Source organism: Methylobacterium sp. Leaf88 (assembly GCF_001422795.1).
Lineage (GTDB): Bacteria > Pseudomonadota > Alphaproteobacteria > Rhizobiales > Beijerinckiaceae > Methylobacterium.
Genome location: NZ_LMMK01000005.1, coordinates 1 through 14,529, shown reverse-complemented (window position 1 = coordinate 14,529; position 14,529 = coordinate 1). Strand labels below are relative to the sequence as shown.

The 14,529-nt window shown below is 67.7% G+C and carries 17 protein-coding genes and 1 tRNA gene; 10 read left to right on the top strand and 8 right to left on the bottom strand.

What is annotated here, in order from left to right; genetic code table 11:
• The first annotated feature begins 410 nt into the window (after positions 1-410).
• Positions 411-965: a DNA starvation/stationary phase protection protein Dps gene (dps, locus tag ASF20_RS03235; RefSeq protein WP_056270740.1), complete on the top strand. Its 555-nt coding sequence runs from the start codon at positions 411-413 to the stop codon at positions 963-965.
• A gap of 189 nt (positions 966-1,154) precedes the next feature.
• Here dps and ASF20_RS03230 read toward each other — a convergent pair whose 3' ends face one another.
• From ASF20_RS03230 to arsH, 3 genes are all read right to left on the bottom strand, one after another.
• Positions 1,155-2,036 (bottom strand): hypothetical protein, encoded by an 882-nt coding sequence (locus tag ASF20_RS03230; protein ID WP_056270737.1) that lies wholly within the window; start codon positions 2,034-2,036, stop codon positions 1,155-1,157.
• A gap of 112 nt (positions 2,037-2,148) precedes the next feature.
• Positions 2,149-2,400 (bottom strand): DUF2171 domain-containing protein, encoded by a 252-nt coding sequence (locus ASF20_RS03225; RefSeq protein ID WP_056212438.1) that lies wholly within the window; start codon positions 2,398-2,400, stop codon positions 2,149-2,151.
• An 84-nt stretch (positions 2,401-2,484) separates the two neighbouring features.
• Positions 2,485-3,282 (bottom strand): arsenical resistance protein ArsH, encoded by a 798-nt coding sequence (arsH, locus tag ASF20_RS03220; protein ID WP_056270735.1) that lies wholly within the window; start codon positions 3,280-3,282, stop codon positions 2,485-2,487.
• Between the two features lie 47 nt (positions 3,283-3,329).
• Here arsH and ASF20_RS03215 point away from each other — a divergent pair, with 47 nt between their 5' ends.
• From ASF20_RS03215 to ASF20_RS03200, 4 genes are all read left to right on the top strand, one after another.
• On the top strand, positions 3,330-3,677 hold the full coding sequence (locus tag ASF20_RS03215) for a metalloregulator ArsR/SmtB family transcription factor (RefSeq protein WP_056212433.1): 348 nt from the start codon (positions 3,330-3,332) through the stop codon (positions 3,675-3,677).
• Positions 3,677-4,102: an arsenate reductase (glutaredoxin) gene (arsC, locus tag ASF20_RS03210; protein WP_056270731.1), complete on the top strand. Its 426-nt coding sequence runs from the start codon at positions 3,677-3,679 to the stop codon at positions 4,100-4,102. The genes ASF20_RS03215 and arsC overlap by 1 nt, the downstream gene beginning before the upstream one ends.
• Before the next feature lie 111 nt (positions 4,103-4,213).
• Positions 4,214-5,509: an arsenic transporter gene (locus tag ASF20_RS03205; RefSeq protein ID WP_056270727.1), complete on the top strand. Its 1,296-nt coding sequence runs from the start codon at positions 4,214-4,216 to the stop codon at positions 5,507-5,509.
• 113 nt (positions 5,510-5,622) lie between these two features.
• A complete protein-coding gene (locus ASF20_RS03200; RefSeq protein ID WP_156647937.1) occupies positions 5,623-5,916 on the top strand; it encodes a hypothetical protein in 294 nt (97 codons plus the stop codon).
• A gap of 2 nt (positions 5,917-5,918) precedes the next feature.
• Here ASF20_RS03200 and ASF20_RS03195 read toward each other — a convergent pair whose 3' ends face one another.
• Positions 5,919-6,299 carry a TonB family protein gene (locus tag ASF20_RS03195; RefSeq protein WP_056270721.1) on the bottom strand — a complete coding sequence of 127 codons (381 nt, stop codon included), beginning with the start codon at positions 6,297-6,299 and terminating at the stop codon, positions 5,919-5,921.
• Between the two features lie 254 nt (positions 6,300-6,553).
• On the bottom strand, positions 6,554-6,988 hold the full coding sequence (locus tag ASF20_RS23030) for a DUF3291 domain-containing protein (RefSeq protein ID WP_082501147.1): 435 nt from the start codon (positions 6,986-6,988) through the stop codon (positions 6,554-6,556).
• Between the two features lie 738 nt (positions 6,989-7,726).
• On the opposite strand from ASF20_RS23030, the gene msrA reads away from it, so the two are divergent.
• A complete protein-coding gene (gene msrA / locus ASF20_RS03190) occupies positions 7,727-8,245 on the top strand; it encodes a peptide-methionine (S)-S-oxide reductase MsrA (RefSeq protein ID WP_056270717.1) in 519 nt (172 codons plus the stop codon).
• A 397-nt stretch (positions 8,246-8,642) separates the two neighbouring features.
• Here the strand turns inward: msrA and ASF20_RS03185 are convergent.
• Positions 8,643-8,718, bottom strand: a tRNA-Thr gene (locus ASF20_RS03185).
• 225 nt (positions 8,719-8,943) lie between these two features.
• On the opposite strand from ASF20_RS03185, the gene ASF20_RS03180 reads away from it, so the two are divergent.
• From ASF20_RS03180 to ASF20_RS03170, 3 genes are read left to right on the top strand one after another with little or no spacing between them, the layout of a single operon-like run.
• Positions 8,944-9,417 (top strand): TerB family tellurite resistance protein, encoded by a 474-nt coding sequence (locus tag ASF20_RS03180; protein ID WP_056218101.1) that lies wholly within the window; start codon positions 8,944-8,946, stop codon positions 9,415-9,417.
• A 13-nt stretch (positions 9,418-9,430) separates the two neighbouring features.
• A complete protein-coding gene (locus ASF20_RS03175) occupies positions 9,431-9,829 on the top strand; it encodes a CidA/LrgA family protein (RefSeq protein ID WP_056270714.1) in 399 nt (132 codons plus the stop codon).
• Complete coding sequence (locus ASF20_RS03170; RefSeq protein ID WP_056270712.1) at positions 9,826-10,542, top strand: LrgB family protein; 717 nt, start codon at positions 9,826-9,828, stop codon at positions 10,540-10,542. The genes ASF20_RS03175 and ASF20_RS03170 overlap by 4 nt, the downstream gene beginning before the upstream one ends.
• Positions 10,543-10,545: 3 nt before the next feature.
• On the opposite strand, the gene ASF20_RS03165 is transcribed toward ASF20_RS03170, so the two are convergent.
• Together ASF20_RS03165 and ASF20_RS03160 are read right to left on the bottom strand one after the other, a co-directional pair.
• Positions 10,546-12,657: an ABC transporter ATP-binding protein/permease gene (locus ASF20_RS03165; protein WP_056270709.1), complete on the bottom strand. Its 2,112-nt coding sequence runs from the start codon at positions 12,655-12,657 to the stop codon at positions 10,546-10,548.
• A 137-nt stretch (positions 12,658-12,794) separates the two neighbouring features.
• Positions 12,795-13,088: a hypothetical protein gene (locus ASF20_RS03160; protein ID WP_156389580.1), complete on the bottom strand. Its 294-nt coding sequence runs from the start codon at positions 13,086-13,088 to the stop codon at positions 12,795-12,797.
• Positions 13,089-13,283: 195 nt separating this feature from the next.
• On the opposite strand from ASF20_RS03160, the gene ASF20_RS03155 reads away from it, so the two are divergent.
• Positions 13,284-13,916: a 2OG-Fe(II) oxygenase gene (locus ASF20_RS03155; RefSeq protein ID WP_055956504.1), complete on the top strand. Its 633-nt coding sequence runs from the start codon at positions 13,284-13,286 to the stop codon at positions 13,914-13,916.
• The last annotated feature ends 613 nt before the right edge of the window (positions 13,917-14,529 follow it).

Here is a 14,529-nt window from a genome sequence, read left to right as displayed (position 1 = left end):
TCGTTCAAGATCAGGGGAGCGCCTTGGACTGTCAGTCCGGCCTCTCCGGGGCCAACGCCGTTTCAGCGTGGCCGTTCGCGCCGGTGGCGCGAAAGCCAATTTATGGTTGACGATCGCCCGCCCGCCCGTGCCGCGCCGGCCCGGTCGTGCGGGATTCGGGCCGGATCGGATCGGCCGGCCCATGCGGGAATCGCATGCCGCGGGGTGTGATCCCCGCAGATCAGGGATGCGCGACCACAGGGCCAGGAACATGGGCCGGGGCCTGTCGTTGATGGGGCAGACTGATCGCACGGGCGGCGCATCCCGCCTGCCCGAGATCATGTTCCGCCGACATCGGAGGCTCGGCGTCGCGACCGCGCAGGCTGCGGGATGAGCGACGCGCCTTCCATGAGACTTGAAGGACGAACCGAATGGCCGATTCCAAGACCCAAGCCGGAAACCAGCGTCTCCACGAGACCCAGAACGGTACGAAGTCCAACGCGAAGAAGGTTTCGATCGAGGTGCTCAACGCGCGCCTGTCGGACGGGATCGACCTCGCCCTCGACGTGAAGCAGGCGCACTGGAACCTGAAGGGACCGCAGTTCATCGGCATCCACGAGATGCTCGACGGATTCCGGACCGAGCTCGACGACTACAACGACAAGGTCGCGGAGCGCATCACCCAGCTCGGCGGCACCGCCCGCGGCACCGCCCAGGCGGTCGCATCGGCCTCGCAGCTGAAGGCCTACCCCCTCGACGCCTACGCGATCGCCGACCACCTGGCCGCACTGATCGACCGCTACGGCGTCTACGCCAACGCGGTGCGTCAGAACATCGACGACACCGACGAGGCCGGTGACGCCGGCACCGCCGACCTCCTCACCGAGGTGTCGCGCGGCGTCGACAAGCAGCTCTGGTTCCTCGAGGCCCACGTGCAGGAGCCGACCGGCGCTCTGCGCGACGGCGACCACGCCGGCCAGCGCTGAGTGCCAGCCAAGAACCGACGGATTGGGGGACGCCACGCGGCGTCCCCTTTTTCGTGGGCGGAGTGCCGTGACCGGACGACCGGTTCCCTTCGGTGGTCGCAAGACCTCCCAACCCCCGTCCGGCGTCCTGTGCGGGTCTCGTCTCCTTCTGGGAGAGGGAGCGCCTTTGCGTCTCGCAGGGGCGGCCGGTCACCGACGCCGTCCGACCGCCCCGGTCTCCAGAAACCCGCTCGCGATCCGCGAAAACTCCGGCGTGCGCAGGTAGCCGTAGGATTTGTGGTGGTTCGCCTCGCCCGTGGGCCGCCGGTAATCGTTCACCACCCGGTGATCGGCGATGGCGACCCCGGTGTCGCTGGGAGCGTAATCCTCCGCCAGGGTGCCGGTGACGGTGGCGATGTCGTTGCCGTCGGCGAGGTTGGTCCAATGCTTCAGGTTGTTCGGCACCCGGGTGGCGCCGAATTCGCTCGCGATCTTCATCTTCACCTTCGCGAGACCGAGGGGCGAGCCGACCGTGATCAGGTGGTCGACGCGCAGGTCCGGCGCGTCGCGCTCCAGCTGCCGCAGGACGTCGTAGGCGATCACCGAGCCCATGGAATGGGCGACCAGCAGGATGCGGTGGTCGCGAAATGCGGCGAGGCGCTCGCTCAGGCGGGTCCGGACCTCCGCCGCGAAGGCGCGTTCGCCGTGGTAGTGCCAGAGATCGTCGAAGCGGTGCTCCAGGATGACGTCGTCGACGAGGGTGACCCCCGTCAGCCCCTCGATGCGGTCGATCCCGGCATACAGGGTGGCCAGCACGTCCTGACCCGTCAGCCTCGGTGCATCCTCCTCGGCGGGGAGGGGGTCGGAGGTCGCCTGGGGGCGGTAGGGCTCGGCGAGGTCGTCGCTGGCCAGCGGCGTCTCGTAGCGCAGGTCGGCCCAGTAGACGAAGGCGAAGGTGAACGCGGCGCCGTCGACGCCCTCGTTGCGCGCCAGGCCCTCGGCGATGGCGTCCCGCCACCAGCGCGTCTTCTCATCGACCGGCGGCTTGTTGGCCAAGCCGTGGATGCCGACGATGACGCTGGGCCGTTCCATGATGTCCGAGGGCGTCCTGATCGTGGGGGGGCGGTTCTGCCGCGCTCACCGGGGAGCTAGGGTCGATGGTGCGGCCGGCGACCGGGCGAAAGGTCGCCCGGCGGGAGGGCGCTCAGCCGGCATCTTCCCAGTAGCCCCGGACATCGGCCGCCGTGGCGGTGAGGTGGACCTGCTCGTCAACCCGCTCGACCCAGGACAGCGGCAGCAGGTGGTGGCGGCCATGGGCCGCCGGATCGGACCGCGTCAGCTTGATGAGGGTATCGCCCTCCATGTGGTCGACCGTCCCGACATGCAGTCCGTCCGACGATCGCACCTCCATGTGCGCCGCGATCGCCTGCGCCGTGATCTCCGATGGCTCTGCCATGTCGCCTTTCCGCCTTGGACCCTTCGTGCCACAACGGCCAAGCGCCGCCCTGGTTCGACCCCGCGGGCGCTTCGCCACGGGGCCTCAGGCGGGCCGCTTCGTGAAGCCGATATCCGCCGCCACCGCCCGGAGCCGCTCCGGCTCCCGCTCCTTGCGCTCCGAGTAGCGGTCGACGAGGTAATCGGCCCGCTCGCGGGTGAGGAGCGTGAACTTCACGAGTTCTTCGCAGACATCGACCACCCGGTCGTAGAGCGGCCCCGGATTCATCCGGCCGGCGGCGTCGAACTCCCGGTAGGCCATCGGCACCGAGGACTGGTTCGGGATGGTGATCATCCGCATCCAGCGCCCCAGGACGCGCAGGCCGTTGACCGCGTTGAAGGATTGCGAGCCGCCGGACACCTGCATCACCGCCAGGGTCCGCCCCTGGGTCGGGCGCACCGATCCCTCCGACAGGGGCAGCCAGTCGACCTGGGCCTTCATCACGCCGGTCATGGCCCCGTGGCGCTCGGGGCTGACCCAGACCTGGCCCTCGGACCAGACCGAGAGGGCGCGCAGTTCCTGCACCTTGGGATGGTCGGCGGTCGCGTCGTCCGGCAGCGGCAGGCCGTGCGCGTGGTAGATCCGCACCTCGCCGCCCATGGCCTCCAGGAGGCGCGCCGCCTCGTAGGCCAGGAACCGGCTGAACGAGCGCTCCCGCAGGGACCCGTAGAGGATGAGGAAGCGCGGCGCGTGGGTGAAGGCTTGGCGGATCCCGAGGTCGGCGGAGGTCGGGACCGCGAAATGCGCCGCGCTCAAGGCCGGCAGGCCATCGGCGAAGGGCCGCGGGGGCCCGGCGCGATCGGTCTCGTCCCCATCGGTCGTGTTCGGATCGGTCTTGTCCAAGGGCTCGGCATCCTCTACGTTTCAATGATGTTTGAAACATTGACATCATGATGGACGAGGGGCAAGCCGTCGCCGCCTTCGCGGCCCTCGGCCAGGAGCACCGCCTGCGCATCGTGCGCCGCCTCGTCACCGCCGGGCCGGACGGCCTGGCGGCGGGGCTGCTCGCGGAGGCGGTCGGGGTCTCTGCAACCAACCTATCGTTCCACCTCAAGGAACTGAGCCGCGCCGGCCTCGTCACCGCGCAGCGCGAAGGCCGCTCGATCCGCTACCGCGCCGCCTACCCGGACCTGTCGGCGCTGATCCAGTTTCTGATGCGCGATTGCTGTCAGGGCCGCCCCGAGGTCTGCGCCCCCGCCGTCGCCGCCCTCTCGACCTGCTGCCCGGAGCCCGCCTGATGGACGTCGTCATCTATCACAACCCGGCCTGCGGCACGTCCCGCAACACCCTCGGCCTCATCCGCAACGCCGGCGTCGAGCCGCACGTCGTCGAGTACCTCAAATCGCCCCCGACCGGCGCGCTGCTGCGCCGCCTCGCGGAGCGGGCGGGCCTCACCCTCCGCGATCTCCTGCGCGAGAAGGGGACGCCCCATGCCGAACTCGGCCTCGACGACCCGGCCCTCAGCGACGACCAACTCCTCGACGCCATCGCGGCGCACCCGATCCTCCTCAACCGGCCCCTGGTGGTGAGCCCCCTGGGCGTCGCCCTGTGCCGACCCTCCGAGACCGTGCTCGCCCTGCTTCCGCCGCAGCAGGGGGCCTTCGCCAAGGAGGATGGTGCCCCCGTCGTCGATGCCCAGGGGCGGCCGGCCACGAGCCTCTGATCCCGCCCGGGAGCAAGACCTCGCCGGGGAGCAAGACCTCGCCCCGGTGAAAGAACTTGCCCGGGTGAAAGAACTCGCAAGATTTCGTCGCGACACCAACAAGAAACGCCGATGCTCGCCCTCGCCATCTTCGTCGTCACCCTGGTCCTCGTCATCGTCCAGCCGCGAGGGCTCGGGATCGGATGGAGCGCCCTCGCGGGGGCCGCCGTCGCCCTGGCCACCGGCGTGATCCAGCCCGGTGACATCCCGGTGGTCTGGCACATCGTCTGGGACGCCACCTTCACCTTCGTGGCACTGATCGTGATCTCCCTCCTCCTCGACGCGGCGGGCTTCTTCCAATGGGCCGCCCTGCACGTCGCCCGCTGGGGCGGCGGTCGCGGTCGCCGGCTGTTCCCCCTGGTGATCCTGCTCGGCGCCGCCATCGCGGCGGTCTTCGCCAATGACGGGGCCGCCCTGCTGCTCACCCCGATCGTGCTGGCGATCTTGCTCCGGCTGGATTTCCCGCCGGCGGCCGCGATGGCCTTCATCGTCGGCTGCGGGTTCGTCGCGGATTCGACCAGCCTGCCGCTGGTCATCTCGAATCTCGTCAACATCGTTTCGGCGAATGTCTTCGGCATTTCCTTCGGCCGCTACGCCGCCGTGATGGTGCCGGTGAACCTCGTGTCCCTGGCCGCGACCCTCGCGGTGCTGTGGCTGTTCTACCGGCGCGACCTCGACACGACCTACGCGGTATACCGTCTGGACCCGCCGGCCTCCGCCATCCGCGACGCCCGCGTGTTCCGGGCGGCCTTCCCGCTTCTCGCCGTGCTCCTCGGCGCCTACTTCGTCACCGCCCCGTTCGGCGTCCCGGTCTCCGCCGTCACCGGTGCCGGCGCGCTCCTTCTGCTCGCCCTCGCGAATCGCAGCGGCGTGATTCCCCTGCGGAAGGTCCTCGCCGGGGCCCCCTGGCAGATCGTGCTGTTCAGCCTCGGCATGTACCTCGTGGTCTACGGCCTGAAGAATGCCGGCCTCACCGAACTCCTCGCCCAGGGCCTGGTCCGGCTCGCCGAGGCGGGCCCGGTGGTCGCCACCCTCGGCACGGGCGTCGCCGCCGCCCTGCTGTCCTCCGTGATGAACAACATGCCGAGCGTCCTGGTGGGGGCGCTGGCGATCCAGCAGGCCCCCGACCTGTCGCCCCTGACCCGCGATTTGATGATCTACGCCAACGTCATAGGCTGCGATCTCGGCCCGAAATTCACGCCGATCGGCAGTCTCGCGACCCTGCTGTGGCTGCACGTCCTCGACGCCAAGGGCCACCGCATCACCTGGGGCCAGTACATGCGGGTCGGCCTCCTCATCACGCCGCCGGTCCTGCTGGCGAGCCTCCTCGCCCTGGCCCTCTGGCTCCCGCATCTCGGGACGCCGTGAGCCGCCCGCGGCCTGCGCCGCGGCGCGAAATCGCTCGGCGACCAACAATCGTGAATGCGCGCTCCGGCCCGATGCCGGACCCTGTCCGCTCACCGAGGCTCCGAGGGTGTCCCATGAGAGCGGCGTTGGAGGAGGGGCTGGCGGCCCTGGAGCGGATCATCGCCACGGCCGAGGAGCGCCGGGTCGACCAGATGATCCGGATCGCCGTTCTCCTCGCCGAGGAACAGGACCCGACCGACGCGCAGGACGCATTGCGCCGGACCGAGCGCCTCCTCAAGATCATGCGGACGCAACGGACCCTGCTGATCGGCGTCCATCCGGTGCCAACCGCCCCCGTCGGGCAAGTCGATGCCTCCCTCGCGGCGGTCCTGTCCGGTCCGGCGCCGGACCGCGCCGCACGCCTGTAATCTCACCGCTGCACCTGGAGCGGGAAGCTGAGTTCCGTGGTGCCGGCCGGGGTCAGAAGCGGCGCAGGCGGTGGGCCGAACGGCCCGGCTGCCCGGACCCGGCTCCGTGCCCGTTCATCGAGATCCGGCACGCCGGAACTCCGCTCGACCTCCACCCGATTGACGAAGCCGTCGGCCGCGATCTGGACCCGCACCCCCACCGTTCGGCGCCCGCGCTTGCGCCCGGCGGGGGCTGGGCCCCGCTCGACCATATCGATCTTCGCGAGGACCGCCGACACCCAGCCCGTCACCTCCGGAGAGGGGCGCTCCCGTGCCTCGAGCCCCGCGCCGCCCAAGAGCGTCGCGCCAACGCTGATCCATCCGACGACCGAGCGCAGTCTCATCGTGGGTACTCCAGCACGCTGCCGTCAGAACGTTCGACCGGTCCGGCCCGCCGGGCCATCCACCCCGCGGCGCCGATGAAACACAAACGGCGCAGGGCCTTGAGGCCGCTGCGCCGCTGGTTCTGGCCGCCGAGGGGGCGAAGGCGACCGCAGGTGTGATGCGCCCGGATCGCCCGCGCGGATGTGCGCCTAAACACGCCCAGTGCGACGTGGCCGGTTGCGGTTGCATCCACGGCGGCTTTCGGGCCTGTCCCTCACGGTGTCGAGGGTTTGATCGGCCCGCTCCGCGTCAGGCGCGGTGGACGATAGTCCAGAGTTGCGTGATGCGGACTGGGGTGCCGCACCTGGGACGGGCGTCCGTCCGCGCGCATCCGCTGATCCGCTTCGGCCCAGGATGGTGGGCCGGCCCCGGGCTGCGTCCAGTGGACCAAGGAAGCTTCGTCACACCAATGGATCAGCTTCGGCATCGCCTGCCGATGCGCGCCGGCCATCATGTAACGGCGCATGGCAGCCTCGTCGTCCCACACCGTCATGGTCCAGAAGGTCCAGGCATGGTCGGCCAGGATTGATCCCGCCCGGAACCCGGCCGCCTTCCGCGCCTGTCTCTGCGTGCGGAGTGCGTGGACGGCAAAGCCCGGCAGGAACCGTACCGAGCGGATTCTTAGGCGCGTGATACTTACGAAGGGCACGTCATGCAGTCCCCGGTCGCCTCTCGTTGCGACGGTTCTGCAGGCAGATTAGACCATCAGCCGACCGAGCGGGAACTCGTCCGCTGCATGGTTTCTTCCTGTGGTCGCGAACCGATCCGGGCTTCCACGCCGTTCTTGCATCCGACATGCCAATGATCAAACGCTGGCGACGTGCCGAACGGCACGGTTTTGCCGGTTGTGAGATGCCGGTTCGGCATCGCGCGACAAGCTGCAGCTAGCCGCCACTTGATGGAGACGATGCAAACCCGGTTGGACGGCACTACGGATCCGCGTGTTGCTTCCTTTTGGCTGCACTTGTTATGCTCGCCGAAGCCGTTGCTTCGCCTACGCTTATGCGGTGCGATAAGGCATCTGGCGGGCGTCGCTGCCGACGCGGTACCCTGTGGACTTCAAACCCCCGGCCGCGACATCACTTGCGTCTCCAGCGGGTATGGCCGCCAACCCCCTTTGCACCGGAGGAGAATGCCGAGCAGGACAGCTTCCCGGTCTGGCAGTCCGGCCGTACCTCTGGGGGGACGTCTCGGTCACCCCGAACATCGGTGTAGGGGATATCGAAACACCCTGACTGCACCTACCCGCCGCACCGCGCGACGCGGCGGCAGGCCACAAACTCATCGTGACGGTGTCCCGCGACATCATCGAACGGCGGCAAAAGGCGCTGCGGCACCCTATCTATTCGCCAGCGACGTTAGGCGTCGATCCGGGAGAGAGGCAACCATGAGCCATGAACGCGCAGTCCTCGCAGGAGGATGCTTCTGGGGGATGCAGGACCTGATCCGGCGGCAGGAGGGCGTCGTGTCGACCCGTGTCGGCTATACGGGGGGCGATGTTCCGAATGCGACCTACCCGAACCACGGTACACATGCAGAGGCGATCGAGATCATCTTCGATCCCGAGCGGACGAGCTTTCGCCGGGTTCTGGAATTTTTCTTTCAGATCCACGATCCGACAACCCCGAATCGGCAGGGAAACGATCGTGGCCTGAGCTATCGCTCGGCGATCTATTACACCGATGACGCTCAACGCCGGGTCGCCGCGGAGACCATCGCCGATGTCGATGCATCGGGTCTCTGGCCCGGAAAGGTCGTCACCGAACTGGCTCCCGTCGGGCCTTTCTGGGAGGCCGAGCCTGAGCACCAGGATTACCTCGAGCGCCGCCCCGACGGCTATACGTGTCACTTCATCCGCCCGAATTGGCGGCTTCCTGTGAGGACGCCCGCTTCGCAGAATGCCTGACCGTCGGGGATCCCGCGAAGTGCCTTGTCCAAGGCGGTTGGATCGGTTGGTGGACTGGCTGGACGTCTGTCCGACCGCGAGGTTCTGGGATCACTCGGCCGTATTGGCTACGTCAGCACGGGTATCGGTCTAATTGCGGCCGTTCGCGAACGCTCCGGTGCTGCGAAGACGGGCCAACCGGACCTCCAGACCGCAGCACAGCCCCGCTGCCGCGCAGACGATCCCGTCGACCTCCGGACGAGGATCGCTCGGCGCGGTGGTTCGGTTTCGGGTCGATCGCGTCGTGACCGGGAGGAGCCTTCCCTTGCCGATGCGCTTTTCGAGGCATGCTGAGAGCCGAGACTTCGCGATGCCGATCGACCGACCGGCATGATTGTGGTGCTGCGAAAGGAGGAAGTGGTGCCGCAAGAGGGATTCGAACCCCCGACCCCCTCATTACGAATGAGGTGCTCTACCAGCTGAGCTATTGCGGCGCGGTTCCGGATCGGACGCTGATGTCCAACGGGACCGTTCGGGGGAGGGTCATATCGGTCGTGGCGTGGAATGGCAAGCTTCGACCGGCGTTGCGGGCGGTGGAATGCGCGGGGAAAAGCGATGCAGCACGGCCACGGTGCCAGGGCATCGTGCTGGCGACGCCGCCGGTTGCTTGACGGCCCGGTGGTCGACCTCAAAGGATTCGCGGCGTTCCAAGGATCTCCATGTCCCTGATTGCCCGACTCCGTGCCTATGCCGCCGAATCCTTCGGTCTCGGAAGCCATGCCACGGCGGCTGAGGAGGCCGATGAGCGCTTGGCAGCGATCGCGCTCCTCGTGCATGTGGCGCGGGCCGACGGTATTCTCGCCCCCGAAGAGACCGAGCGCCTCGGCCGTCTGGTCGAGGGCCGGTTCACAGAGACCAGGGCGGAGGCTGAGGCGCTGATTGCGCGAGCCGCCGCGTTCGACGCCCAGACCCGCGACATGGCACAACTCGTCGAGATGATCGGGCACGAGGTCGGGCCGGATCGGCGGGCCCGCCTACTTGCCATGGCCTGGTCTGTGGCCGGAGCGGACGGCAGCGTTCACGAGTTTGAGGAGGCCCTGGTTTGGCGTCTCGGCGGCCTTCTCGGCCTCGATGAGGCTGCCATCGGTGAGGCCCGGCGCAGTGCCGCGGAAGGGCAGGTCTCGCTCAGTTGAGCGCGCTGCCACGATGATTCTCAGCCTCACTCTGATCCTCCTGGCACAGCTCATCGGCGAGGCGCTGGCGCGGTCGAGCCACCTGCCTGTGCCCGGACCCCTGATCGGCATGGCGTTGCTGCTGCTGTTCCTGGTCATGCGGGATCGAGCCACCCACCTGGCCCCCCGAATGTTGGCGCCCCCCCTGGTGGACGGCCGCCTGGAAAGTACCGGCAAGGGGCTTCTCGCCAATCTGTCGCTGATGTTCGTGCCGGCCGGAGCCGGTATCGTCGGCCGCCTCGACGTTCTGGCGGTCCACGGCATCGCGTTGGCGGTGGTGGTCGTGGTCTCGACAGTCACCACTCTGGCCGCCACGGCCTTGACGTTCGTCGCAGTCTCGCGCTGGCTCGCCAAGCCGAAGGCGCGGCCGTGACCGGCGACTTCGCCGTTTGGGTCTATCTCTCGCGGACGCCGCTTCTATGGCTGACCGTGACGCTGCTCGCTTACGTGGTGGCCGACCGGATTGCTCTGGCGACCCGCCGCCATCCGCTCGCGAACCCAGTCCTCATCGCCATCGCGCTCACCGCTGCCGTCTTGGAGCTCACGAAGACGCCCTACGCCACCTATTTCGAGGGCGCCCAGTTCGTGCATTTTCTGCTGGGGCCGGCCACCGTGGCACTGGCGATTCCCCTCTATGAGTATCGTGCCACGGTGCTGCGCTCTCTCGCGCCGATGCTGGCAGCCCTCGTTGTTGGTTCGGTGGTCGCGCTGAGCTCGGCCCTGCTGTTGGGCCAAGCTTTCGGTATTCCCCGTGACGTCATCGTTTCACTGGCGCCGAAATCCGTGACAACCGGCGTCGCGATGGGCATCGCTCAGACACTGGGCGGAGACCCGACGCTCGCCGCCGTCATCGTCATGCTCACCGGCATGACCGGCGGCATCCTCGTCACACCGCTGATGAACGTCCTACGCATCCGGGACATGCGGGCCCGCGGCTTCGCGGCCGGTCTCGCCGCCCACGGCGTGGGCACCGCACGCGCCTTCCAGGTGAACGAGGTGGCGGGCGCCTTCGCGGGCATCGCCCTTGGGTTCAACGCGTTCCTCACCGCGATCCTGGCACCCATCGCGGTGACGTTCCTGCGCTGAACCTTACTCGGCGGCGACGGGCGACGGCACGTCGCGGGGCACGAACCGGCCATCATTGGCAGGCTGCATGTCGAGGCGGCGTTCGTGCAGGGCGTGCAGGGTCGACCGATGGCCGATTGAGACGATGGTGGTGCCGGGCAGGCGCTCCCGCAGCATCCGGTAGATCGCAGCCTCGCTCGGCTCGTCCAGGGCGGCGGTGGATTCGTCGAGAAACAGCCAGTCGGGCTTGGCAAGGACAGCGCGGGCCACCGCGAGCCGCTGCTGCTCGCCGCCGGAGAGGCGCTGATCCCAGGCATCGACCTCGTCGAGACGGTCGACGAGCGCCGGCAACTGGGCAGCCACCAGGGCGTCGCGGATCGCCTCGTCCGGGAACATGTCCGTGGTGTTCGGGTAGACGACGGCGCCGCGCAGGGTCCCCAGAGGGATGTAGGGTCGTTGCGGCAGGACCAGGGCCGACTGTCCCTTGGGCAGGTCGATCCGGCCCTTGGCGAAGGGCCAGATGCCCGCGATGGCACGGAACAGGGTCGACTTGCCGGAACCTGAGGGACCCGTGAGCAGCGTGGCGCCGCCCTTTGTGATGGTCAAAGCGTCTGCGGCCACGATCTCCCGTCCGTCCGGCAGACCGAGGCTGAGCTTCGAAGCCGTGACGTCGCCCTTGGTGTCGTTGCCTTGGAACAGGCCTTCGCCGGTCCCTCCGATCGCCTCCGCCTTGGTCATCGCCTGCCGGAACGAGGAGAGGCGGTTGGTGTTGGCGCGGTAGGCTGCGATGGTGACGTAGGAATTGATGAAGAACGACAGCGAGGACTGCACGCTGCTGAAGGCATCGCCGGTCTGTTGGAACTGACCTAGGGTGATCTTCTTCAGGAAGTAGGATGGCGCGGCGAGGATGTAGGGAAACACCACGCTGATCTGGCTGTAGGACAGCGTGAAGCTGCCGAGCTTGATCCGCCGGACGATGATGTCGAGGTAGTTGTCGACGATCGCGTGGAACAGGCTACCCAGGCGCACCGTTTCGGCACGCTCGCCGCGCAGGAGGGCGATCTGCTCGCCGTAGATGCGGGTCCGGGCCAGGGAAAAGCGGAAATCCGCCTCCACCTTCTCCTGGCGGAAGTCGAGGCCGATGAGGGGGCGTCCGATGACGTGCGTCAGCCAGGTTCCGACCACCGCGTAACCGACCACCAGCCAGACGAGGAAGCCCGGCACTACCGTATCGGTGAAGGGCAGCACGAAGTCGCGCGACAGGCCCCACAGGATGACCATGAAGGACACCAGGGTCGCCGCCTGAGACAGGAGCCGGATGGACAGCGTGGTGGTCTGGGAGATGAAGAGATTGATGTCGCTTTGGATGCGTTGATCCGGGTTGTCCGCACTCTCCCCGGTGAAGGGGACACGGTAATGCGTCCCGGCATCCAGCCAGCGGCCGTAGAAGCTGCGGGTCAGCCAGGTGCGCCAGCGGATGTGAAGCGTAGCATCCACGAAGGTGTCGAACATGCCGACCACGACCCAGATGGTGGCGAGCGGCGTGAACACCCAGACCAACTGGTACCAGAAGGCGTCGGCGTTGTATTCCTGGAGGGCGTTGAACAGGTCGCGGAACCAGAAGTTCAGCCGCAGCTGCAGGGCGACTTGTGCGAAGGTAATGAAGATCGACAGGGCGACGAGGCGCTGGCCAACCTTCCCCTCCGTGCTGCCGAACAGGCGGAAGGGTCCGATCTCCCGTGTCGGCTTGTCGGTGGTGGCGAAATAGGGATCCGCGATCAGCGTGATCGCCCGGATCGGCTCGAGGTACGAGATCGCCAAGACGATACCGGCGAACACCACGGCCCCGGTTGCGGCGAAGCTCGGCGGCAGGAGGGCGGCGAGCGTCGGGGGCAGGAAACCCATGACGGCCAGTTGCTTGGCTCCGGCCAGGAACAGGTAGCCGACGCCGTAGACCGAGACGAAGACCTTTAGGTATGACGAGAGGCGCCCCGATGCGAGCAGGATGCCTGCCATGGCAAGGCCGCTGAGACTGACGTAGAGCGGTGCGGATACGCCGGGTGAAATCAGGAGCGCGAGGGCGAAGAGCGCCGTGACGGCGGCTTGCAGGCCGAGGCCTGTCCTCAATACGGCCACGCGCGTCTCCCCTCAGTTCTAGTCATCGTCCGGCGCCGTGCCCCGGGGGGACCGCCCATGCATCGGCATTGCAGGCGGGTCGTGGCGAGATCGTGGCGCACCGCTGCGGCGGACTATCCTCGTACCGCCGGTCCGTCTCACCAGTCCCAGTCGCCGAATTCCGGCTCGCGGCAGCGATAGCCGATTGGGCATTCTGGGTTGTCCCGGGTGGGCACGAAGCGGAGTTCGGCGATTTCGGTGAGATTGCATTGGCTACGGTCCCGTACGAAGCGCTCGGGCGCTCCGCCGGAACTGATCGCGACGGAACCTCGGGTCTTCACCAGAGCCATTGCATCGGCACAGATCATGCGCTGGGTCGTCGAGAGGGGGCTCTGGGCACTGGCCGGCGTCGCCAGGGCGACGCAGAAGGCGAGTGCGAGGCGTCTCGTCACGATACTCGGCGCCACTTTTCAGTTTCGATACGGTCAAGCATGGCAGTTTCCGTGTTGCGCGGAAAGGGCTTGCCGTCCGCTTGCCGCAATCGGGCGCTCTATCCACCGGGATTGCGCCCTCGCAGCGGCGCTCCAACCCAGCGTGCACCCGCTCAAACCGGGCCTGGTGCGCCCGAACGGACGAACGTCGAAGCCATGACGGGATTGTCGATCCTCAACCTTGATGCCGTGCGGGCCGCCCCTGTCTCGCGCGAGCCCTACAGTTTCTTTCTCGGCAATGACGTGCTCAAGCCCGAGGCCGTCGACGAGATCCGCCAGGATTTCCCCGCGATCGCCAAGCCCGGCTATCTCACGGTCGACGAAGTCGCCCTCAAGGGTCGCTTCAAGGCGCTGATCGACGAGCTTGAGAGTGATGCGTTCTCCCGCATCATGGGCGAGAAGTTCGGCATCGACCTAGTCTCTTGCCCGCGCCTCACCACCATCATGAAGCGCAGCCAGCTGAAATACGGCTCGATCCACACCGACGGCCCGTCGAAAGTGATGACGATGCTGATCTACATGAACGATGCCTGGGACGCTCCGGCCGCCGGCCGCCTGCGGGTGCTCTACGACGGCAAGAACTACGAACCCTTCGCGGTCGAGGTGCCGCCCACCATGGGCACGATGTTCGCCTTCCTGCGCGCCGACAATTCCTGGCACGGCCACGAGCCCTTCGAGGGCGAGCGCCGCGTCGTGCAGGTGGCATGGGTCAAGGACGCCAACGAACTCGAGCGCAAGAAGAAGCGCAACCGCACCGCCCAATTCCTGAAGGGCATCTTCGGACGGTAGGTCCGCGCCAAAGGCCTGTTTGGCTCCGGTTTCAAGGGACCGGGGCCCCCCACCCGATCGGCAGCGCATCCGTTTCCGTGCGATCCCGGCAACAAGTCTGACCGTTCGCGCTTCGGAGATTCCTTAGGTCCCGGTCGGCTTCCCCTCACTGACACCCCTCTCTGTCGACCCGGTTTCCGCCGAAGTGGGGCTGGATTTCTGCGCGCGCCGTCGGCCGCCCCGACATGTGCGGCGAAAATCGCGGGTGGTACGCGCGTGAGCCTGACGATAGCGGGATCGGAGACTCTCTCCACTCGGCTCTGCAGACATTGCTCAGCCCTGACAATCGCGTGTTGCCGTGTCCGCCGGGAAATGCCTTCCGGACGCCGACGCGCGACGCATCGATCTGCGTCGCTCGCATGTATCGCGCGTCCGGTTCGCCTGGCCTCCCGGTCCGCGGCTCGCCGCTCCAACCGACAGCGACGGGAAACGACTTTGGGGGGAGAACCGCCTACAGCTACGGCGAAGGCGGTGCGGACCACGAAAAAGGATGGGTCATTGGGCTCCCGCTGTGTCCGACGCAGCGGGTGTGACGGTGACCGGAGTGGGACTTACGGTTCTCCGATCTAGCCCA